At 64.2% G+C, this 19,878-nt stretch carries 18 protein-coding genes; 6 read left to right on the top strand and 12 right to left on the bottom strand.

Annotation, left to right across the window (positions count from 1 at the left end; genetic code table 11):
• Positions 1-52: 52 nt before the first annotated feature.
• Positions 53-1,126 carry a LacI family DNA-binding transcriptional regulator gene (locus CK218_RS26635; RefSeq protein ID WP_095829425.1) on the bottom strand — a complete coding sequence of 358 codons (1,074 nt, stop codon included), beginning with the start codon at positions 1,124-1,126 and terminating at the stop codon, positions 53-55.
• A 138-nt stretch (positions 1,127-1,264) separates the two neighbouring features.
• Between CK218_RS26635 and CK218_RS26630 the strand changes: the two genes are divergently transcribed.
• Positions 1,265-2,296 (top strand): hydroxyacid dehydrogenase, encoded by a 1,032-nt coding sequence (locus CK218_RS26630; protein WP_095829424.1) that lies wholly within the window; start codon positions 1,265-1,267, stop codon positions 2,294-2,296.
• A gap of 227 nt (positions 2,297-2,523) precedes the next feature.
• Complete coding sequence (locus tag CK218_RS26625; protein WP_066992184.1) at positions 2,524-2,829, top strand: hypothetical protein; 306 nt, start codon at positions 2,524-2,526, stop codon at positions 2,827-2,829.
• A 92-nt stretch (positions 2,830-2,921) separates the two neighbouring features.
• On the opposite strand, the gene otsB is transcribed toward CK218_RS26625, so the two are convergent.
• From otsB to CK218_RS26570, 11 genes are all read right to left on the bottom strand, one after another.
• Positions 2,922-3,704, bottom strand: a complete 783-nt coding sequence (gene otsB, locus CK218_RS26620; protein ID WP_066992182.1) for a trehalose-phosphatase — start codon at positions 3,702-3,704, stop codon at positions 2,922-2,924.
• The gene (locus CK218_RS26615; protein ID WP_095829423.1) at positions 3,701-5,494 is read right to left on the bottom strand and encodes a trehalose-6-phosphate synthase; all 1,794 of its coding nucleotides are present in this window, start codon (positions 5,492-5,494) and stop codon (positions 3,701-3,703) included. The genes otsB and CK218_RS26615 overlap by 4 nt, the downstream gene beginning before the upstream one ends.
• Positions 5,495-5,682: 188 nt before the next feature.
• Positions 5,683-7,845, bottom strand: coding sequence for an amylo-alpha-1,6-glucosidase (locus tag CK218_RS26610; RefSeq protein WP_095829422.1), 2,163 nt, complete (start codon positions 7,843-7,845; stop codon positions 5,683-5,685).
• 41 nt (positions 7,846-7,886) lie between these two features.
• Positions 7,887-8,945: a glycosyltransferase family 4 protein gene (locus CK218_RS26605; RefSeq protein WP_095829421.1), complete on the bottom strand. Its 1,059-nt coding sequence runs from the start codon at positions 8,943-8,945 to the stop codon at positions 7,887-7,889.
• Between the two features lie 93 nt (positions 8,946-9,038).
• Entirely contained in the window at positions 9,039-9,809 is a 771-nt protein-coding gene (locus CK218_RS26600) for an L-iditol 2-dehydrogenase (protein WP_095829420.1), read from the bottom strand.
• Between the two features lie 40 nt (positions 9,810-9,849).
• Positions 9,850-10,608, bottom strand: coding sequence for a glucose 1-dehydrogenase (locus tag CK218_RS26595; RefSeq protein WP_095802296.1), 759 nt, complete (start codon positions 10,606-10,608; stop codon positions 9,850-9,852).
• A 40-nt stretch (positions 10,609-10,648) separates the two neighbouring features.
• Positions 10,649-11,377, bottom strand: coding sequence for an SDR family oxidoreductase (locus CK218_RS26590; protein ID WP_095829419.1), 729 nt, complete (start codon positions 11,375-11,377; stop codon positions 10,649-10,651).
• Between the two features lie 21 nt (positions 11,378-11,398).
• On the bottom strand, positions 11,399-12,652 hold the full coding sequence (locus CK218_RS26585) for an ABC transporter permease (RefSeq protein ID WP_066992162.1): 1,254 nt from the start codon (positions 12,650-12,652) through the stop codon (positions 11,399-11,401).
• Positions 12,649-13,461 carry an ATP-binding cassette domain-containing protein gene (locus tag CK218_RS26580; protein ID WP_066992159.1) on the bottom strand — a complete coding sequence of 271 codons (813 nt, stop codon included), beginning with the start codon at positions 13,459-13,461 and terminating at the stop codon, positions 12,649-12,651. Before CK218_RS26580 ends, CK218_RS26585 begins: the two co-directional genes overlap by 4 nt.
• A gap of 229 nt (positions 13,462-13,690) precedes the next feature.
• Positions 13,691-14,758, bottom strand: a complete 1,068-nt coding sequence (locus tag CK218_RS26575) for a sugar ABC transporter substrate-binding protein (RefSeq protein WP_066992156.1) — start codon at positions 14,756-14,758, stop codon at positions 13,691-13,693.
• A 227-nt stretch (positions 14,759-14,985) separates the two neighbouring features.
• On the bottom strand, positions 14,986-15,870 hold the full coding sequence (locus tag CK218_RS26570; RefSeq protein WP_095829463.1) for an AraC family transcriptional regulator: 885 nt from the start codon (positions 15,868-15,870) through the stop codon (positions 14,986-14,988).
• A 273-nt stretch (positions 15,871-16,143) separates the two neighbouring features.
• Between CK218_RS26570 and CK218_RS26565 the strand changes: the two genes are divergently transcribed.
• From CK218_RS26565 to CK218_RS26550, 4 genes are all read left to right on the top strand, one after another.
• Positions 16,144-16,746, top strand: a complete 603-nt coding sequence (locus tag CK218_RS26565) for an ANTAR domain-containing response regulator (RefSeq protein WP_066992153.1) — start codon at positions 16,144-16,146, stop codon at positions 16,744-16,746.
• On the top strand, positions 16,743-17,975 hold the full coding sequence (locus tag CK218_RS26560; protein WP_095829418.1) for a CmpA/NrtA family ABC transporter substrate-binding protein: 1,233 nt from the start codon (positions 16,743-16,745) through the stop codon (positions 17,973-17,975). The genes CK218_RS26565 and CK218_RS26560 overlap by 4 nt, the downstream gene beginning before the upstream one ends.
• Positions 17,976-18,332: 357 nt before the next feature.
• Positions 18,333-18,512, top strand: coding sequence for a hypothetical protein (locus CK218_RS26555; RefSeq protein ID WP_095829462.1), 180 nt, complete (start codon positions 18,333-18,335; stop codon positions 18,510-18,512).
• Between the two features lie 63 nt (positions 18,513-18,575).
• Complete coding sequence (locus CK218_RS26550; RefSeq protein ID WP_095829417.1) at positions 18,576-19,877, top strand: nitrate/nitrite transporter; 1,302 nt, start codon at positions 18,576-18,578, stop codon at positions 19,875-19,877.
• Position 19,878 lies beyond the last annotated feature (1 nt).

The following is a 19,878-nucleotide window of genomic DNA, read 5'->3' as shown; positions in this document are numbered from 1 at the left end:
CCGGATGCCTCGGCCAGGGCCGGCACTCTTCTTCCGTTTTCGACAATGGGGGTTATTGTCGGTCTCCTCCCCCGGAATGCGGGACGCTGCCTGGCGAGCCAACGGATTCCCGCATGAACACCTTGCAAGGTTCGAGCCGCGCCCTCGGCGGGCCGCGCTCGCCTTCGATCCTGCGAAACAGAACCTCCATTGCGTTGGCGGCGATCTCGCGCACCGGCTGCACCACCGCGGCGATCGCCGGCCACGTCACCTGCATCCATTCGGCGTCGTCGAAGCCGACCAGCGAGATGTCGTTTGGGCAGTGCCAGCCGCGCCGCCGAAATTCCGAAAGCGCCACCAGCGTGCCCTTGAGGAAGAGCGAATAGACCGCCGTAGGCCTGTCGCCGCCGTCTTCCCGCTGGCTGAAATAATCGCGAAGCAGCGTCCGCAAGGGCCCGACATCGCTTTCGCAGAGTACGACGTCGATCCGGATGTCGGGCGCAAGCTCAACTGCCGTCTTGCGAAACCCTTCCAGCCGGGCGCGTACGGTCGCCGCCTGCTGGCCGAGACCGACCACAAGAACATGGCGATGGCCCTGGCTGACCAGCGCGCGCGCCACTTCGGCGCTTGCCGCAGCGCTGTCGGCCGAAACCGTGTCGAAGGCGTCATCGGCAAGCACGCGGTCAATCAGCACCCCTGTCATGCCGTTCGCTTTCATGAAACCAGCCGCCGGTCCGTGCTCGTTTCGCACCGGTGCCAGTACGACGCCGGCAACGCGCCAGTCATGCATGCGGGCGAGGATCTCCTTCTCACGTTGCTCCGATTCCCGGCTGGAGGCGGCGACCAGCGTATAGCCGCGTTGCTCGGCGAGGCCTTCGAGCTCGCTCACCATCTGGCCGAAGAACTCGCTTTCGAACTCCGGCATGATGGCGCCGATGATGCGACGCTTGGCCCTGCGCATATCCGAGGCGAGCGGATCGACGCGGTAGCCCAGAAGCTCGACGGCATCGAGGACGCGCTGCGCGTTTTCCGGTTTTACCGTGGTGACGCCGGAAAGAACCTTGGAAACGGTGGCCGCCGACACGCCCGCCTGGCTTGCCACATCGTGGATCGACGCGCGCCGCTGCTGGGCCTGCTGTTGCGCCATTAATCTTCTCCCGGAGGCGAGTGGTCGCCCTCTCGTTAACATAATCGATAAATCGATTTTTCGCTGTTGTAAATCGTTTCATCGGGGGTAAAAACGCTGATATGATTGGTGCGATCCAATCGCGCCGGGAGGAAAATCATGTCCAACAAAGCCTCGCCGCTGGTGATCAGCGCACCCGAACCGCGCACGCTCGACCTGATCTTCACCCCGCCGCAGCTGGCGCGCTTCCGCAAAAGATATCGCATCGTCGAGACAACGCCGGAAGGCGTCTCGGAGTTGCCGACAGATGTGCTGGCCGAAGCCCGCTACATCGTCGGCCAGCCGCCGATCACCCCTCAGACGCTGGAGAGGTTGAAAGCGCTGCGCTGCATCTTCAACGTCGAGACCAATCTCATCAACAACATGCCCTATGAGACGCTGTTTGCCCGCGGCATTCACGTCGTCACCACCGGCCTGGTGTTCGCGGAGCCGGTGGCGGAACTCGGCCTTGCCATGGCGCTAAACCTGGCGCGCGGCATCGTCGATGCCGACCTCGCCTTCCGGCAAGGCAAGGAACTATGGGGCGGTGACGGCAACCAGACGGCGCGACTCCTCTCAGGTTCGGATGTCGGCATCATCGGCTTCGGCGATCTTGGCCGCGCTCTCAATCGGCTGCTGACCGGCTTCCGAACGCGCACTAGGGTCTTCGATCCCTGGCTACCGCCTTCCGTGCTGGTGGAGCATGGCGTCGAGCCGGCCTCGCTCGAAAGGGTGCTGTCGGAAAGCGATTTCGTTTTCGTCGTCGCCTCGGTGACCAGCGAGAACCAGGGTTTTCTCGGCGCCGACGCTTTCGCCAAGATGCGCCAGGGCGCCGCTTTCATCCTGCTCAGCCGCGCCGGCGTCGTCGATTTCCCGGCGCTGATGGAAGCGGTCAAAAGCGGCCATGTCGTGGCGGCCAGCGACGTGTTTCCCGAGGAGCCGCTGGCGAAGGACCATCCGGTGCGCTCGCTTTCCGGCTTTCTGCGCTCAGCCCACCGCGCCGGCGCGCTCGACGTTGCCTTCAAGCGCATGGGCGACATGGTGCTGGAGGACATGGACCTCGTCGACCGCGGTCTGCCGCCGCTGCGCTCCAAGCGCGCCGAGCGCGAGACCGTTTCACGGATGCGCTCCAAGCCGGTCGACAGGAACTGATCGCGCCTCGTCGCCTGGAACGTAACATTCCTGCTAATGATTGCCGCCCGTGGTGTAGTGCAACCAAACTTAACGGCCGGACCACGGAGAGTTTTCGGCCCTCTCGGTACCATTTTTTCTTCAGAATTTTTTTCTGCATTTCACGGGAATAGAGGAACTTTGATCCGGACCTTCCGTTGATGACACGATCGTTTCTCGAACGATCCGGAGAAACAGGAGGTTATGTCATGAACATCAAGATGATCTGCCTTGGCGCAATGACCCTTTCGATGGTTGCCGGCTCGGCTCTCGCCGCTAGCGAAACCGGCACGTCGGCGCTGGATGACCCGGCCAAGATGCAGCCCTTCTACACCGACTCCAGCATGAAGACGATGGTCAGCAAGGACGCCTTCGTGAAGGCGTGGAAGGCAATGTCGCCGGAGGACCAGACCGCGATGATGACGGCTTGTGAGGACGAGGCCAAGAACGCCAATGCAGCCAACAGCCATCCGGAGTTCTGCAGCAGCGTCAAGGAGAACGGCGGCAGCAAGTAACCAGTCAGTGCAGCTACCGGCAAAACGGCCCCGTTGTGGGGCCGTTTTTGCGATCCCAGACGAAGGACCGTGACGCACTTTTCCCAGATTGATCAGGCAACCAGATCGCTGCGGTCCGTCTGTTCGAAGCCGTCATTGAAATTCGCCGCGAGCCAGGCGATCGCGCTGGCGACATCGGCGATGGCGAAACGCGCCGCGGTCTCGCCCTGCGGCCTCACGCGGATCGAGATCCCGCCCGCGGCATTGACGGTCTCAAAACCGTTTTCGTCGGACGTGTCGTCGCCGAGGAATACCGGACGCCGTCCGGTGAAAGGTTCAAGCTGCATGAAGCGCCGGATTGCGGCGCCCTTGGCCGCCTCTAGCGGCATCAGTTCGACACCGGCATTGCCGGCAATTACGCGGTAGCCTTTCGGCAGCCGGGCAAGTGCTGTCTCGACCAGCTCCGTCGCGCGGGCCAGCAATTGCGGCGCTGCCCGCGTGTGGATGGCGAGCACCGGCCCCTTGCGCTCCACATAGACGGCCTTGCTTGCCAACTCCAGCTCGATTTCGTCGGCAAGTGCGGCCATATCCGCCGGCTCGTCGGCGGCCTCGATTTGTCCGTCCGGTGTCAGCCTGTGCTCCAGCCCGTAGAGGCCGGCGATCCGCAGCTTCAAAGGCTCGAACAGCCGGTCGACGGCCGCGATAGAGCGGCCGGTGATGAAGGCGAGCGCTCCATCCAGCCGGTGCTCGACCGCTTGCAGCAGCGAACGCAAGTCCGTGCTGACCGCGACGCTATCTGGATGGGCGGCGTGCTCGAGCAAGGTGCCATCGATATCGAGGAAGAGCGCCCACCGGCCTTCGGGGAGCGGTGGGGTCAAATCTGCTTGGATGTTCATCGGAATCCGACTGCCTGTTTGCGTTCGAAGATAGAGACGACATTGTCGCCGTTGGTGTTTGCCGAGCGGTCGGACAAGGCCGTGACGCGGTCGAGCTCGCCGCGCTTCCTCAATCGCGCCGCGTCGAGCAGCATGCTGCCGGCCCAGCGATAGACATTGTTGTCGCGTACGATCTCGCGCATGCGGCGCATGCGCTCGCGCTGCTCGTCGGGCCCCATGACCAGCGCCTGCCGCATGGCTTCGCTCATCATCGCCGCGTCGTAAGGATTGACGATCAGCGCCTCGAGCAGTTCGCGCGAGGCGCCGGCAAACGTGCTGAGCAGGAGCACGCCCTCTTCGTCGTCGCGCGCGGCAACGAACTCCTTGGCCACGAGGTTCATGCCGTCATGCAGGCTGGTGACGAGGCAGATGTCGGCCGCGCGGTAGATCTTGTAGACGTCCCTCTGCGAGTGATGCTCGGCCACGAGCACGACCGGACGATAGCTGCCGTTGCCGTAGCGCTCGTTGAGTCCCTCGGCGAGCCGCTGGCATTCCTCATGCAGGTGCTTGTAGGCCGGCAATGTGCCCCGGCTCGGTGCGGCGACCTGCAGGAACACCGCCTTGCCGATCATTTCAGGGTAGCGGATGAACAGTTCCTCCAGCGCATGGAAGCGGTCGAGAATGCCCTTGGTGTAGTCGAGGCGCTCGACACCGACGCACAGCTTGGCGTCGGCTGGAATCCCGAACCGCTCGCGGATTTGCGCGCGGCATTCCTCGACCGGCGGCAGGCTCTTCAGGAGCTGCACAGGCCATTCGATAGAGATCGGGTAGGCGTGGACCAAAGTCGTCTGGCCGCCATAGGACACCGCGGCATCCGCCCGTTCGATCCGGCTCTCCATGAAACGGTCGACGCTCTCGGTGAAGTTGTTGGCATGGAACTGGGTGTGGAAGCCGATAATCGAGCTGCCCAGCAGCCCATCCAGAATGCGCTCGCGCCACGGACAGATGCTGAACACTTCCGAATTCGGCCACGGGATGTGCCAGAAGGTGATGACAATCGCCTCGGGCAGGCGCTCGCGGATCATGCGCGGCAGCAGCGCGAAATGATAATCCTGGACCAGCACGATCGGCCTCTCGTTGCGCGCCTCGGCAACCACCGTTTCGGCGAATTTGCGGTTGACGGCCTCGTAGGCCGCCCAGTCCGACTCGCGGAAGATCGGTCGGGTAAAGGCTATATGGCAGAGCGGCCAAAGCCCTTCATTGGCGAAGCCGAGATAATAGCCCTGATATTCCTCGTCGGTCAGCCAGACCCGGCGCAGGGCATAAGATGGATTTTCGGGCGGCACCTGTACCCGGTCGTGGCGGTCGACGACCTGACGATCCGCGCTTCCGCCGCCATAGGCGATCCAAGTGCCGGCGCAGGCGCGCGTGATCGGCTCCAGTGCCGAGACCAGTCCGCTCGCCGGCACGACGAGCTCGACATCGCCGTTCTCGTCCTCATTGTGGATGTAGGGCTCGCGGTTGGAGACGACGATGACCTGTGCGTCCGGCAGATCCTCGGCAAGGATCTTGCGCAGCGTCTCCGGTGACCAGGTGACGAGGGCGGCGTCGACCGACTGCCCGTTCTTCTCGAATTCGCGCAACACCTTGCGTGCGGCTTCCGATGCGACGTCCTCGCCCGCACCGGGCGTGTTCACAGCCGTTGCATGCTGGTGACGGTGCCTGGTTATTGAGACGAAGATCGCGAGAGCGCTGAGTCCGAGACTAGCTAGGATAAGGACCCACAAGAGGTCGACGCCATACTGTGCCATTGATGCCAGGTTGCCTCCGGCTGTCCGCTATTTTGTTTTCGTTCTTGCCGGCTGCGGAGAGGTGTGCCGGTTCCGGTTTGCAAACGCATAGGGCGCTCGTCGGTTCCGACATTTTTCGACTGCCGGATGCATTTGCGGAACTCCGCTCTCGTAACGGTTTTCCGTCCGGAATTGCGCAATCGACCCGTCTAAGTCCGCACAATCAGCGGCACCAGGCCCTCATGCCGATCGGCGAGGAAGGCAACGACGCGGTCCCCGACACGCTGGAAGGTGAGGTCGATAGTCTTATTGCCGACGGACAGATGCCGGAGCGTGAGCGTGTCGATACCGATAGGCATCCGTGGGCGGGTGACGCGCAACTCGCCTTTCCAACCGTCGATTTCCAGACCGAGGCAGGCCTGCATCAGCATGAAGGTGGAGCCTGCCGACCAGGCCTGCGGCAGACAGGCGACAGGATAGGCGATCGGCGCCTCGCCTGGCGCCCGGGTGAAGCCGCAGAACAATTCCGGCAGCCGCATGTTGAAGTGCACGGCCGACTCGAACGTGCCGCTCATCAGCCGCACGACACTTTCCCGCTCTCCATAGCGTGACAGGCCGACACCGCAGAGCGCCGTGTCGTGGGGCCAGATCGAGCCGTTATGGTAGGACATTGGGTTGAAGAAGATCGCGTCGTCTGCAAGCGTCCTCAGTCCCCAGCCGGAATGGAAGGAAGCCGACAGCAATTGATCGGCGACAATCTTGGCACGCTCCGGCTGCGGCAGCCCGGCATAGAGCAGATGCCCCGCATTTGACGTTCGCACCTTGCAGGGCTGGCCTTCGCCGTCGATCGCGATGGCGTAGAAGTTTAGATCCTCGATCCAGAAGTCACGCTCGACGGCGATCCGCATTTCCTCGGCGCGGTTCTCCCAATGTTCGGCATCGGCAAACTCGCCGCGGCGGCGTGCGAGCGCGGCAAGGCCGCGATAAGCGGCAAAGACATAGCCTTGCACCTCGACCAGCGCGATCGGTCCTTTGGGCATGCGGCCATCGGCATGGAAGACCGAGTCGACGCTGTCTTTCCAGCCCTGGTTGGCGAGGCCGGACTCCGCCGCGCGTTGGTAGGTGACGAAACCCGTTGCCCGGCTTGCCTCTTCCGTCCACTCGGCGGCCGCCTTGAGCGATGGCCAGAGCGTGTCGATGAAGGCCATGTCGCCGGTGCGGTCGGCATAGGCGCAGGCGAGATGAATGTAGAGCGGGGTCGTGTCGACGCCGCCATAATAGCGGCCGAAGGGAAGCTCGCGCAGCGCCGCCATTTCGCCCTTGCGCGTCTCATGCATGATTTTGCCTGGCTGGGAATCGATGAAGGGCGACGTTTCCGTCGCCTGATGTTCGGCAAGGAACGCCAGCACGCCGCGCGCGAGACCCGGATTGAGCCACAGCATCTGCAAGCCGGAGATCACGCCGTCGCGGCCGAAGGCCGTGGAGAACCACGGGATGCCGGCATAAGGATAAGGCCCGGTAGGAAGCTCGGTGGTAAGCAACGCGACATCCGCGCGGGCGCGCTCGACCCAATCGTTGAAGACGCGACCGGAGCTGTGGACGGTGGCGCCATGCCGGCGCTTGGCGCGCGTGGCAAAACGCGCGCGTGCGGCAGCGGCCCGGAACCGGTCGCGATTGGGCGTTTCGGCAACTTCCGGTCCCACTTCGACATAAAGCACCTTGCTGCTGCGCTTGGTCACCGCGATCAGGAAGTCGGCACGACTGTCGCTCAGTTGGTCGGGAGCTTGCGAGAAGGAGATTGCCGACTGGCGCGGCAGGCCGTCGAGACCGTCATAGCCGAGCATAACGGACGCCTTGTCGGTCTTCGCCAGATGGACCGTTCCACGTTTCGGCCGTGTCGAGCCGCGCACCTCGAACATGTCGCGAAAGTCGGCGGCGAAATGCAAGGAGATGGCGATGGTCGAATGCTCGCGGCTGTAGTTGGAAAGCGTGATGCGATCGAATAGCCTGTCCTGCCAGATCAGCCTGACGCGCTCGATATGGATCGCGCCTTGCGGAATGTCGCGGCCGGCGGCGCTCTGTATCGGCAAGTTGGTAAGGTTGCTGGTGAAGAGAACATTGTCCTGGCTGAGCGAGGCGCCGAGCAGCGACATCGGCCTGCCGCCGATCGTCAGGCGGAACTCGGAAAGAACGCGCGTGTCGTCGCGAAAGAAACCGTCGCCGGCGCCCCTGATGTCACCATAGGCGTCGGTGACCGCGAAACAATCGCCCTGTTTGAGCGCGAACAGCCGGTGAGGCTCCCGCGGCGCTGTTTCGTCGAGCGAGGCAAGGGCTACGGCGGGATCGAGCTTGCGCTCGTCGAGCTGCGTCATTCGTCACCTCTTCGCTTGCCCCGCCCAAAAGAGAATGCCGGTCAGGAGGCTCTCGCCTCCTGGATGCCGATCAGGCGCATATAGGCGGCAAGATAGTCGCGCGCCATCCTGGTGGCTGAAAACCGCTTTTCGAAGACCGTCCTCACCTGCCGTCGGTCAAGTTCGAGCAGGGCCGGCGTTGCAGCGACCGCATCATCGACAGAGTCCACGACAAAGCCGGTCACGCCCTGGTCGATGAGCTCCGGCAGGGCGCCGCAGTTCCAGGCGATTACCGGCGTGCCACAAGCCATCGCCTCGATCGGCGCCAGGCCGAACGGCTCCGGCCAGTCGATGGGAAACAGCAGGCCCGCGGCATTGCCGAGAAACTCGGCCTTCTCGTGTTCCGCGATCTCGCCGACATAGTCGACCCGGTCGCCGTCGATGAGCGCCTCGATCTCGTCGTGAAAATAGGCGCGATCGTCATCGCCGATCTTGGCCGCCAGCTTAAGTTTCAAACCGGAACGCCGCGCGATCTCGATCGCTCGATCCGGGCGCTTGTCGCGAGACAGCCGGCCCAGGAAAGCCAGATAGGGTTCCTCGGCCGAGGGATCGTAGGTGGGCTGATACGCATCGACCGGAATCCCGTGATGGATCGTCGCCAGCCAGTTGGCGTCGGGCAATCCGCGCTTCTGGCTGTGCGAGATGGAGATCATCGGAAAGCGCGGGAAGCGCTTGTAGGCCGGCGCCAGGTCGACATAGTCGAGCCGGCCATGCGGCGTCGTCACCGTTCGCCCCGCCATGTGTTCGAAGAATGGAAAATGCACGAAATGGCTGAGATGGAAGTGGATGACGTCGAACTCGTCCGCCCGCTCGCGCACCTGGCAAAGCATCGCCATATGCGCCGCAATCTCGGACTTTTTCGGCCGCGGATCGAGACGGATCGCCTGGTCGCGGCCGGGCACCAGCCGCGCCGAGGTCTCACTGTCGCCGCTGGCGAACAGGGTCACTTCGTGCCCGACTTCCACCAGCGCTTCGGTGAGATAGGACACGATCCGCTCGGTGCCGCCATATAGTTTCGGCGGCACGGATTCGTAGAGCGGCGCGACATGAGCGATGCGCATGGTTCCCTCAAATGGTTGATGGGAACCAAAATGCGTCAGCCGCCAGATCGTTCCTGCCCGATTGTCGCAGGCGGGGCCTCGAGCTTCGGCCAATCAACTCATCCAGCTGCCGCCGTCCACATTGAGCGTCTGCGCCACGACGTAGTCGGCCTCGCTCGATGCCAGGAAGACAGCCGCACCCCGGTAATCGTCGGGATCGCCCATGCGCCCCGCCGGCACCGCCAGCCCGACCTGCCGCTTCTTCTCGCCGATCGGCAGGTTCTCGTAGCGCGCGAACAGGGCGTCGACCTGGTCCCACATCGGTGTGTCGACCACACCAGGCGCGATGCCGTTGACGTTGATGCCGTGCTTGATCAGCGCAAGGCCGGCCGATTGCGTGATGCTGATTACGGCGGCCTTGGTGGCGCAATAGACGGCGACCAGCGCCTCGCCGCGCCGTCCCGCCTGCGAGGCCATGTTGATGATCTTCCCCTTGCGCCCTTGGGCGACCATGCGCTTGGCCACCGCCTGCAGCGTGAACAACAGCCCTTTCACATTGACCGAGAACTGCAGGTCGAAGCTCTTCTCCGAAATCTCGAGAAGCGGCCCCATGTCGAAGACGGCGGCATTGTTGACCAATATGTCGATCCCGCCATGCGTCCTCGACACCGAAGCGACCATCGCCTCGATCGAGGCGAGGTCGCGCACGTCGAGTTGCAGAGCGGTAGCTTTGCCTTCGAGCTCGCGCGCAAGCGCTTCCGCCTTGTCTAGTGCCATATCGGCGATCACGACATGGGCGCCTTCGGCGGCGAAACCGCGCACGATGGCTGCGCCGATGCCTTGCGCGCCGCCAGTGACGACGGCGACCTTGTCCTTGAGTTTCATGGCAATTCTCCTGTCTCAGCGCCCTAAGCTCAGCGCCATCTCAGCGTGTTGTATAGCCGCCGTCGATGACCAGCACCTCGCCGGTCACGTAGCTTGAGGCGGGAGAGCACAGGAAAAGTGCGGCCGCCGCAACTTCTTCCGGCTGGCCGACGCGGCCCATCGGCGTCATGCCGCGCCAGATCGGGAACCATTCCGGATTCTCGATGCCGCCGCGCGAAAGGTCCGTTTCGATATAGCCGGGCGCGACGGCGTTGACGCGGATGTTATCGGCCGCCACCTCGCTGGCGAGGCTCTTGGTCATCATGTGCACCGCCGCCTTGGAACTGTTATAGGCAACCTGGTTCTGGGGAATGTTGGAGACGATGCCGGAAATCGAGCCGACATTGAGGATCGCGCCGCCTCCCTGGCGCCGCATCGGCGCCAGCGCCGCCCTGCAGCAGCGGAAGACGGCATCGACATTGATCGCCATCGTCTGCCGCCAGATGTCCTCCGGATAGTCGCCGCTGTCGCCATGGATGGCGATGCCGGCGCTATTGACCAGGATGTCGAGGCGGCCGGCCTTGGCGAGCGTGTCGGCGACCAGCCTGTCCGGCGCTTTCTCGTCCAGCATCTCGGCGGCGTGAAAGTCGAAGGCGAGGCCCGCGAGTTCCTGCCGCGCATCATCCTTCATCGTCCGGCCCGCAACGACGACGCGTGCGCCGGCTTCGCCGAGCGCCTTCGCGATGGCGAGGCCGATGCCGCGCGTGCCGCCGGTCACCAGCGCGACCCTGTCGTCCAGTCGGAAGCGGTCGAGGATCATGGCGGCGGTTCCGTTCTGCGAGGGCCGGTCGGCGAGCCGCTCAGATGTCCACGCTCTGCGGCAGGATGACGAGGTCGCGAATGGTGATGTTGCGCGGTCGCGTCAGCATGAACAGCACGGCGTCCGCCACTTCCTTCGCCTCCATCAGGCTGCCGGCGGCGAGCGCTTCTTCCATCTTGGCCTTTGGCCAGTCGCTGAGCAGCGCCGTCACCACCGGACCGGGAGCGACTGCACCGACGCGAATGCCGTGCTTCAGCACCTGGCGCCGAACCGTATGGACGAATGCCTGCACGGCGAATTTCGAGGCGGTGTAGATCGGCTCCCAGACCACGGGAACGAAGCCGGCCACCGAACTGGTGACGATGATATCGCCCTTCTTCCGCTCGATCATATGCGGCAGCACGGCGTGCACCGTGCGGAACACGGCGTTGACGTTGAGGTTGAGCATCCTATCCCACTGGTCGGGATCGCCCGACGCTACCTCCCCGCCGACATAGGCGCCGGCATTGGCATGGAAGATGTCGAGCTGGCCCGCCTTTTCGAGGATCTCGGGCATCATGCAGTTGACGCTCGCCGGATCGAGCAGGTCGGTGACGACGGCATAAGCATTGTCGCCGAGCTCCGCGACAAGTTCCTGAAGCCGGTCCTCGGCCCGGTCGACCAGGACGACCTTCGCGCCGGCTGCGAGCATGGTGCGGGCGCATTCCAACCCGATGCCCGAGGCAGCGCCAGTGATTGCGGCAACCTTGCCGGAAAGACTTTCAAACATTGCGATCCTCTTCGATAGGCCTCAGGCGCGGCCGTGTGAAACACGCGAGCGGCGGGCGAGAGAATCGACGATGACCGCGATCGCCAGCACGCAGCCGGTGATCATGTACCGGAGCGAGGATGACAGATCGAGCAGCGTCAGGCCGCTTGCGATGGATTGGATGACGATGATGCCGAGCAGCGCCGAATAGGCGCTGCCGCGGCCGCCGAACAGGCTGGTGCCGCCGATGACGGCCGCCGCGATGGCGTTGAGATTGACGTCGCCGGTGCCGGCCTGCTGGCTGGCGGTTGCCAGGCGTGCTGCCGAGAGCAGGCCGCCCGTCGCCGCCAGCGTGGCGCAGAGCGCGAAGGCGCTGGCGTAGATCAGCCGGACATTGATGCCGGCGCGACGCGCCGCTTCGCGGTTGCCGCCGACAGCGGTCATCGAGCGGCCCCATTGGGTGCGCTTCAGCGCATAGTTCATCGCCACGACCAGGCCGACGAACAACGCGAACATCCAGGGCACGCCGCGCGACAGATTGAGGTAGTAAGCCACCAGTTCGAGCGCGACCGTGATCGCGACGGCCTGGAGCAGCAGCCCGCCGAGCGAACGCGATGACAGGCCGGCGGCCTGGCGGCGTTGCGCCTTGCGATAGCCGAGAGCCAGGGCAAGCACGCCGGGCACGACGGCCAAAGTGTGCGACACCCAGTGCGGCATCACGAGCAGCTGTCCGAAATTCACCAGCGGCGAATCGTAAGGCAGGTTGATCGAGCCCGTCGGGCCGAGGATGTAGAGCTGCAATCCCAGGAAGGCGAGCAGGCCCGACAGCGTCGAGACGAAGCTTGGCATGCCGAGCCTATTGAGCAGCAGCGCGTAGACGCAGCCGGTCACGAACCCGACCGCCATCGCCGCCAGCATGGCAAGCGCGACCGGCCAGCCCCACTGCACCCACAGCACGCCGAGCAGCGCGGAGGCCAGGCCGCTGACGGACCCGACGGACAGGTCGATCTCGCCAACCATCAGCACGCAGACGATGCCGAGCGAGATGATGCCGACGGTCGAGCAGTCGAACAAAAGATTGACCAGATTGTTCGGCGACAGGAATACCGGGTTGAGCGTCTGGAAGATGGTGCAGATCAAAACCAGCCCGACCACCACGGGCAGCGAGCCGAGATCGCCGGAGCGGACGCGGTCGAGGAAGCCCCTGATGGCGCCCTTCGCGCCGCTGCGATCCTTCAGCCGTTCGTCGCTGCGATCGAGCAGCGCGCCGGGATTGCGGTCGGACGCCGTGGTCATGGCTGTTCTCCTTGCGCCTTCTCGGCCGTGCGCCTGCCGCGCCGCGAGACCGCATTGTCGTCGGCGCCGGTGATCGCGGTGACCAGCTCCTGATTGGAGGCGCCGGGCAGGAAGATGCCGTTGTTGCGGCCGAGCCTCAGCACCACGATGCGGTCGGCCACGGCGCGCACGTCCTCCATGTTGTGGCTGATCATGACGACGCCCAGCCCGCGATCCCGCACGCGCTCAATGAGGTTCAGCACTTCGGCGGTCTGCGCGACGCCGAGTGCGGCGGTGGGCTCGTCGAGGAGGATCACGCGCGGCTCCATCAGCAGCGAGCGGGCGATCGCCACCGTCTGCCGCTGCCCGCCCGACAGCGACGCCACCGGCTCGCGCACGCTGGGAATCCGTGCCGAGAGCTCGTTGAGCAGTGTCCAGGCGCGGACCTCCATCGAGACCTCGTCGAGGCGAAGCGGATGAAGCTCGCGGCCGAGAAAGATGTTGGCCACGACGTCGAGGTTTTCGCAGAGCGCGAGATCCTGGAAGACGGTGGCGATGCCGAGCTTCAGCGCCGCGGCGGGATTGGCAAGCGTCACCGGCTGGCCGTCGAAAGTGATCGAGCCCGAGCTCGGCATATGCGCGCCGGCCAGGATTTTCACCAGCGTCGACTTGCCGGCGCCGTTGTCGCCAACCAGGGCGACGATTTCCCCGGCATTGATGTCGAGATCGACGTCGGTGAGAGCCGACACCGCGCCGAAATTCTTCGAGATGCCGCGCAGGCTAAGCACCGGCGGACGGCTCGTCGTGGGCGGTGCGTCGGGTATTGCCATTGCGTGTCTCTCTTCCCGCGTTTTGGTCGATCTGTCCGGCCGCCAGGAGGTAGCGGCCGGACACACAGCTCTCAGCCCTGACGGGGCCAGCCGAGCATATCGCAGGCGACGCGGCTGCGCCGCATCGCTGTTGGAGACGATACGGCTCCGCCGCCTCGCTCCTCGAAGACGATGCACCCTTGGGCCGCATCGCTTCTGGGAGACGATGCGGCTTCAGCCGCATCGCTCCTTATTGAATGCCGAGCTTCTTGCAGCCTTCGGCGTAGCGGTCGGTGCAGAGCTGGGCTGCGGTCTGGATCTTCTTGTCGATGATTTCGGCCTTCAAATTCTCCTGCGTCACCACCGCCGGCACGAAGAGTTGCGAGGGCGTATCGTATAGCGTTGTCTCGGCTTTCGGAGTCTCGCCCTTGAGAAGCTGCACAGCAACGTTTGCCGCCGCCGCGGCGACGATTTCGCTCGGCTTGGAGATAGTGTTGTACTGGTCGCCGGCAATGATGAGCTGCAAGGCGGCGATCGTCGCGTCGTTGCCCGTCACCGGCGGCACCGGATCGACGCCGGCTGCCTTGAAGGCGGCAATGGCGCCGCCGCCCGTGCCGTCGTTGGCGGCGACCACGCCGACGATCTTGTTGCCGAAGCGCGAGATCTGTCCCGCCGCCCATTGCTGGGCATTCGATGGCGCCCAGTTCGGCGTGTCAAACTCGGCGAGCGTCTTGTAGCTGCCGGTCTTGAGACCCTCATGGATGCCGTCCTTGATCAGGCCCGCCGCGGCGTCGGTCGGCGAGCCGTTGATCTGCAGCACGCCGACATCGCCGTCGCTCGACACGCCCTTGGCCTTGAGATGCTCGACCAGCGAGGCGGCGATCGCCTTGCCGATGGCCTTGTTGTCGAACGATACATAGAAATCGGCCTTGGCCGTGGGGATCGGACGGTCATAGGCGATCACCTTGACGCCCTGAGCCTGCGCATTGTGCACCAGCGAGGCCGCCGCCGCGGAATCGACCGGGTCGAGCACGACAACCTTCGCGCCCTGGGTGATGACGGAGTTGAACTGCTGCTGTTGCTTGGTGACGTCGGCGTCGGCATTGAGATAGAGCACCTTGCAGCTGTCGCAAAGCTTCTTCATTTCAGCGACGAAGCCCGGATGATCATGCTCTTCGTAACGCGTCGAGCCCTGGTCGGGCATCAGGAACGCGACCGTGGAGCCGGCGATATCCTGCGCATTGGCAAAAGTCGCCCCAAGAGCGAGGCTCGAGACGGCCATCGCGGCTGCTGTCAATCTGGACACGTATCTGGACATAAGGTCTTCTCCAATTCCCATTGTGTGATCTAAACGGACTTCGACATCGAGCCGCGGATGCTGCTCGCGCACCCCATCGGAAGTCCAGTGAACTCGTGCAGCAGCCTCACGGCTTCCTCCCGCTGGCATGACACGAGGAAATACTCGTCCATCGCTGGTTCGCTTGCGCGACCCACCGCTTCGTCCTGGTTCTTGTCTAAGGCTTGTTTCTCCTCCCGAACTCCTTTCTATGCGGCGCGCGCGGCCGCGAAATTATCCGCAACCAATCTCCTGAACTGCGAAGGCGGCATGCCCTTCTCGGCCAGGAACTGGCGATTGAAGTTCGACAGATTGTTGAAGCCGACCTCGAAGCAGATGTCCGAGATCTGCGCCTCTTCGTCGCTCATCAGGATCTGGCAGGCGAGGTTGATGCGCAGCCGCTTGATGTACTGCAGCAGCGACATGCCGGTATGCTTGCGAAACGAGCGCGAGAAGGCGCTCGGCGTCTGTCCCGCGATTGCCGCCAGATCGCCTTCGTTGAATTGCTGGGTCAGGTTCTCGCGGATATAGGCGAGCGCCTGGTTCATGCCCGCAGACATGTATCCGGACGGGTCCGGCAGATAGTTCTCGCTGGCGAGCACGCGCGGCGTAGTTTCGCGGCTCAGCGCCTCCATGATCGACATGAACAGGCTGATCCTGTGAACGCCGTAAGCATGAGTGATCTCCGCCAGCAACGGCATGACCGCCCTGCTCACACTGGCGCTGAACAGGACGCCGCGCCGCGCGAGCTCGAGCAGTGGCGAGACCGCGCCAAGCTCGGGAAAAGTGACGATCGCGCCGCCGATGAATTCCTCGCTGAACTGGACCAGCCTGCAGCGCAGCGGAACTGACTGACCTTCCGGAACCTCGCTGATCCAGTTGTGCGGCAGGTTCGGACCGGTGAGAACGAGGTTGCCGACCTCGAACTCCCCGATGAAGTCGCCGACGAAATAGCGGCCCTTGGTCGCGACGATCTGGTGCAGTTCGTATTCCGGATGAAAATGCCAGCGCACCGTATGGTAGGGATAGCCATGCCACCTCACCGCGAACGACTCGCCAGGCCTTATCTGTATGACTTCCAGATCGGGTCCCATCGATTCCTCCCGCAGGCTGTGCCAGCCTTCGAACCGCGGCCGTTTGTTCCGGCTCATCTAGGGTCAGGATAGCGGCGGCCAAGGATGTGCGCCACCTCGCCACGCCGCGCCGACTGATACGTTTTTGACCTTTTTGGCCTAGCGAAAAACCTGCCTTCGAAAATTAGAAGCTTCGAATATCGGCGACTGGCCGGCGGCGTTTGGGCGTGGGAAAGTCGCCGCGGACCACGCTACCGCATTGCACAATTCCGGCCGGGCTGCACAATAGGGCGCATGTCCGCTGGTTCGTTGACCATCCTTGTTATCGACGAGAACCGCATCCGCGCCTCGATCATTGAGGCCGGATTGCGGGACGCCGGCCATCGCCATGTCACCGTTGTTCATGACGTGGCCGGCATTGCCAAGCGCATCGCCGAGATCGAGCCGGATGTCATCGTCATCGATCTCGAAAATCCCAACCGCGACATGCTGGAGAACATGTTCCAGCTTTCGCGAGCAGTGAAACGGCCGATCGCTATGTTCGTCGACCGCTCCGACCGGGCCTCGATCGAGGCGGCGGTCGAAGCCGGCGTGTCCGCCTATGTGGTCGACGGGCTGAAGAAGGAGCGCATCAAGCCGATTCTCGACATGACGATCAGCCGCTTCAACGCCTTCTCGCGCATGGCGCGCGAACTGGAGGAGGCGCGCAGCGAGCTCGAGAACCGCAAGGTCGTCGATCGCGCCAAAGGCATATTGATGAAGTCGCGCGGCTTGAGCGAGGAGGCCGCTTACGCGCTTCTTCGCAAGACCGCCATGAACCAGAACCGCAAGATCGCCGACATCGCCCAGAGCCTGGTGACGGCGGCGGGATTGCTGGGCCCGCTGGAGGGCGAATGAGCAAGACTGCCGCGCACCAGATCACCGCCGGCTTCATGCCGCTCTTCGACAGCGCCGTCCTTGTAGCAGCCGGCGAGATGGGCTTTGCCACCCGCGAAGGCATCGAGCTCAAGCTGCATCGCGAGACCTCGTGGGCCAACATCCGAGACCGCATCGCCATCGGCCATTTCGACGTGGCACATATGCTGGGGCCGATGCCGCTCGCCTGCAGCCTCGGCCTCACGCCGCTTGCCTCGGAGACCATAGTGCCCTTCTCGCTCGGGCTTGGCGGCAACTGCGTCACCGTCTCCAATGCGGTGTGGCAAGGCATGTCGGCGCACGGGGCCGCGCCCGATCTCGATCCGGCGCGCGCCGGGACGGCGCTTGGCGCTCTCATCCGCGAGCGGGCGGCCGCCGGCCGCGAGCCTTTGCGTTTCGCCGTCGTCCATCCGCATTCCGGGCATAATTACGAGTTGCGCTACTGGCTCGCCGCCTGCAGCATCGATCCCGACCGCGATGTCGAGATCGTCATCGTGCCGCCGCCCTTCATGGCCGATGCGCTCTCCGCCGGCCGCATCGACGGCTATTGCGTCGGAGAGCCCTGGAACAGTGCCGCCGTCGCCGCCGGCACCGGCCGCATCGTCACCGTCAAGGCGCTGCTGTGGCGCAACAGCCCGGAAAAGGTGATCGGCGCGCGCAGAAGCTGGGCCGAGGAAAACCCCGACGCGCTGGCGGCGCTGCTGAGAGCGCTGCATCACTCCGCGCGCTGGTGCCAGGATCCGGTGAACCGCGGCGCGCTGGCCGCGCTGATGGCCAAGCCTGCGTTCCTCGGGCAGCCGGAGGCGATCCAGATGCCGGCACTCACCGGGCGACTTCAGCTCGGCGGCGGCCCGGAGCGCAGCGTTGAGGCTTTCTTCCTGACCTTCGACAAGGCGGCGAACTTTCCCTGGAAGAGCCATGCGCTCTGGTTCTACACGCAGATGGTGCGCTGGGGACAATTGCCGCATACGCCGCAAAACCTGGCGATCGCCCGCGACTGCTACCGGCCCGATCTCTACCGCTCGGCGCTGAAGCCGCTCGGCGTGGCCCTGCCCGGCGCCAACGCCAAAGTGGAAGGCGCGCTGAAGACCGCGACGCCGGTCGGCTCGGCCGGGGCGAGCCTTGTGCTCGGCCCGGACGGATTCTTCGACGGCCAGATCTTCGATCCCGATCGGATCGATGCCTACATCGCGGCCCAGAATCGCGACTGATCATTTGCGCGCCATTCTTGTGCATTGCACAAAATTTGTGCGCCCTGCCCGCTCCGTTGATCAACGTTTCACCGTGTCTCGGCTCGGCCGGGCCGGCGCCTGAAGCGCCTAGCGCTTTGATTCTCCTAGAAATCCGTCTTCCACGCAAAACTGGCACGCTTCGTGCTTTAAGATAATCGCGCCCCTCGCGGGCAATAGAACAGGCGTCCAATGGCGGGCGCCACAGGCAAAGCTGCCGCTCAGGTCGACGCGTGTCCCGGATGTACGGACGCGACAAGCCTGGCCGGCAGCTTTTTTGTTTTGGACCGAAACGCAATCGAAGGCGCCGATCCCAGGCGGCGCCGAACGGAGACGACGATGACGAAACGGATCGGAACTGGCGCTTCCCTGAAGGACTTCACCCGCCGCGATTTCCTGGCGAGCAGCATCCTGACGGCGGTGCTGTTCGCCGCCGCGCTTCTGCTGTTTCCCACCAATCACGACAGAGAGGCCAAGGGTCCGCAAGTCACCGCGCAGGTCCCAGCCTCGGCGCGCTGACCGATGCCGAGCCTTTGATCAACACAACACGCGGTGCCTCCCACGCCGCAAACGGAGCCGACCATGACCGCAAACCTCCAAGCCGCGCCCAGCCAGGACAGTAGCTCCCGGCAGGCGCTCGTCATCTCCACCATCGCCTTCACCGTCTGCTTCGCGGTGTGGACGATCTTCTCCATCATCGGCGTGCGCATAAAGCAGGAGCTCGGCTTGAACGAGACCGAGTTCGGACTGCTGGTCGGCACGCCGATCCTCACCGGCTCGCTCGTGCGCATGGTGCTCGGCGTCTGGACCGACCGCTACGGCGGCCGGCTGGTCTACACCATGACCATGCTCGCGGCGGCGGTCGCGACCTTCCTGCTCGCCTTTGCACACACCTATGAGCAGATGCTGGTCGCGGCGCTCGGCGTCGGGCTTGCCGGCGGCTCCTTCGCGGTCGGCGTCGCCTATGTCTCGCGCTTCTTCCCCGCGCGCAAACAAGGCACGGCTCTCGGCATCTTCGGCGTTGGCAATGTCGGCGCTGCGGTCACCAAGTTCCTGGCGCCGCTCGTACTGATTGCCTGGGGCTGGCAGTCGGTCGCGCTGATCTGGGCCGCGGCGCTGGTTGTCATGGCCGGCGTGTTCTGGTTCATGACCAGCGACGATCCGGTTATCCGCGAGCGCCGTGCCGGTAAGGCAGTACCGGCGAGAAGCTTCTGGCAGGAATTCGCGCCGCTGAAGAACCTGCAGGTCTGGCGCTTCGCCTTCTACTACTTCTTCTCCTTCGGTGCGTTCGTGGCGCTGTCGCTTTGGCTGCCGCGCTATCTGATCGGCGTCTATGGCTTCGGCATCGCCACCGCCGGCATGATTGGGGCCGCCTATTCGATCCCCGCAAGCATTTTCCGCGCTTATGGCGGCGTGCTTTCCGACCGCATCGGCGCCCGTACCGTGCTCTATTGGACCTTCGCCGTATCTGCCGTCGCGACCCTCGTTCTGTCTCTCCCCTCGGCAGATTACGTCGTGCGCGGTATCAGCGGGCCGATCCCGTTCCATGTCGAGATCGGCCCGCTCGCCTTCATCGCCGTCGCCTGCGTGCTCGGCTTCTTCATGAGCCTCGGCAAGGCCGCCGTCTACAAGCACATCCCCGTTTACTACCCGCAGAGCGTCGGCGCGGTCGGCGGGGTGGTGGGCATGATCGGCGGCCTCGGCGGCTTCATCCTGCCGATCGCCTTCGGCGCGCTGAACGACCTCACCGGCGTCTGGTCGAGCTGCTTCATGCTGCTGTTCGTCATCGTGGTCTCGTGCCTTCTCTGGATGCACGCCACCATCCGCCGGATGGAGCGCGCGGCCGCCGTAAAGCCCGCGCCCCTCACCTACGCCGCCGAATAGA

The organism is Mesorhizobium sp. WSM3879, assembly GCF_002294915.1.
GTDB lineage: Bacteria > Pseudomonadota > Alphaproteobacteria > Rhizobiales > Rhizobiaceae > Mesorhizobium.
This window is presented reverse-complemented; position numbering and strand designations above follow the sequence as displayed.

Bases quoted from the DNA above. Each gene is read 5' to 3' on its own strand.
- CK218_RS26595 (WP_095802296.1), bottom strand. From the start codon at position 10,608: ATGATCCTCGACCGCTTCCGACTGGACGACAGGGTCGCGCTGGTGACC.
- CK218_RS26560 (WP_095829418.1), top strand. From the start codon at position 16,743: ATGAGCAAGACTGCCGCGCACCAGATCACCGCCGGCTTCATGCCGCTC.
- CK218_RS26605 (WP_095829421.1), bottom strand. From the start codon at position 8,945: ATGCGCATCGCTCATGTCGCGCCGCTCTACGAATCCGTGCCGCCGAAA.
- CK218_RS26590 (WP_095829419.1), bottom strand. From the start codon at position 11,377: ATGTTTGAAAGTCTTTCCGGCAAGGTTGCCGCAATCACTGGCGCTGCC.
- CK218_RS26600 (WP_095829420.1), bottom strand. From the start codon at position 9,809: ATGAAACTCAAGGACAAGGTCGCCGTCGTCACTGGCGGCGCGCAAGGC.
- CK218_RS26575 (WP_066992156.1), bottom strand. From the start codon at position 14,758: ATGTCCAGATACGTGTCCAGATTGACAGCAGCCGCGATGGCCGTCTCG.
- CK218_RS26635 (WP_095829425.1), bottom strand. From the start codon at position 1,126: ATGGCGCAACAGCAGGCCCAGCAGCGGCGCGCGTCGATCCACGATGTG.
- CK218_RS26580 (WP_066992159.1), bottom strand. From the start codon at position 13,461: ATGGCAATACCCGACGCACCGCCCACGACGAGCCGTCCGCCGGTGCTT.
- CK218_RS26555 (WP_095829462.1), top strand. From the start codon at position 18,333: ATGACGAAACGGATCGGAACTGGCGCTTCCCTGAAGGACTTCACCCGC.
- CK218_RS26550 (WP_095829417.1), top strand. From the start codon at position 18,576: ATGACCGCAAACCTCCAAGCCGCGCCCAGCCAGGACAGTAGCTCCCGG.
- CK218_RS26615 (WP_095829423.1), bottom strand. From the start codon at position 5,494: ATGGCACAGTATGGCGTCGACCTCTTGTGGGTCCTTATCCTAGCTAGT.
- CK218_RS26630 (WP_095829424.1), top strand. From the start codon at position 1,265: ATGTCCAACAAAGCCTCGCCGCTGGTGATCAGCGCACCCGAACCGCGC.
- CK218_RS26610 (WP_095829422.1), bottom strand. From the start codon at position 7,845: ATGACGCAGCTCGACGAGCGCAAGCTCGATCCCGCCGTAGCCCTTGCC.
- otsB (WP_066992182.1), bottom strand. From the start codon at position 3,704: ATGAACATCCAAGCAGATTTGACCCCACCGCTCCCCGAAGGCCGGTGG.
- CK218_RS26625 (WP_066992184.1), top strand. From the start codon at position 2,524: ATGAACATCAAGATGATCTGCCTTGGCGCAATGACCCTTTCGATGGTT.
- CK218_RS26570 (WP_095829463.1), bottom strand. From the start codon at position 15,870: ATGGGACCCGATCTGGAAGTCATACAGATAAGGCCTGGCGAGTCGTTC.
- CK218_RS26565 (WP_066992153.1), top strand. From the start codon at position 16,144: ATGTCCGCTGGTTCGTTGACCATCCTTGTTATCGACGAGAACCGCATC.
- CK218_RS26585 (WP_066992162.1), bottom strand. From the start codon at position 12,652: ATGACCACGGCGTCCGACCGCAATCCCGGCGCGCTGCTCGATCGCAGC.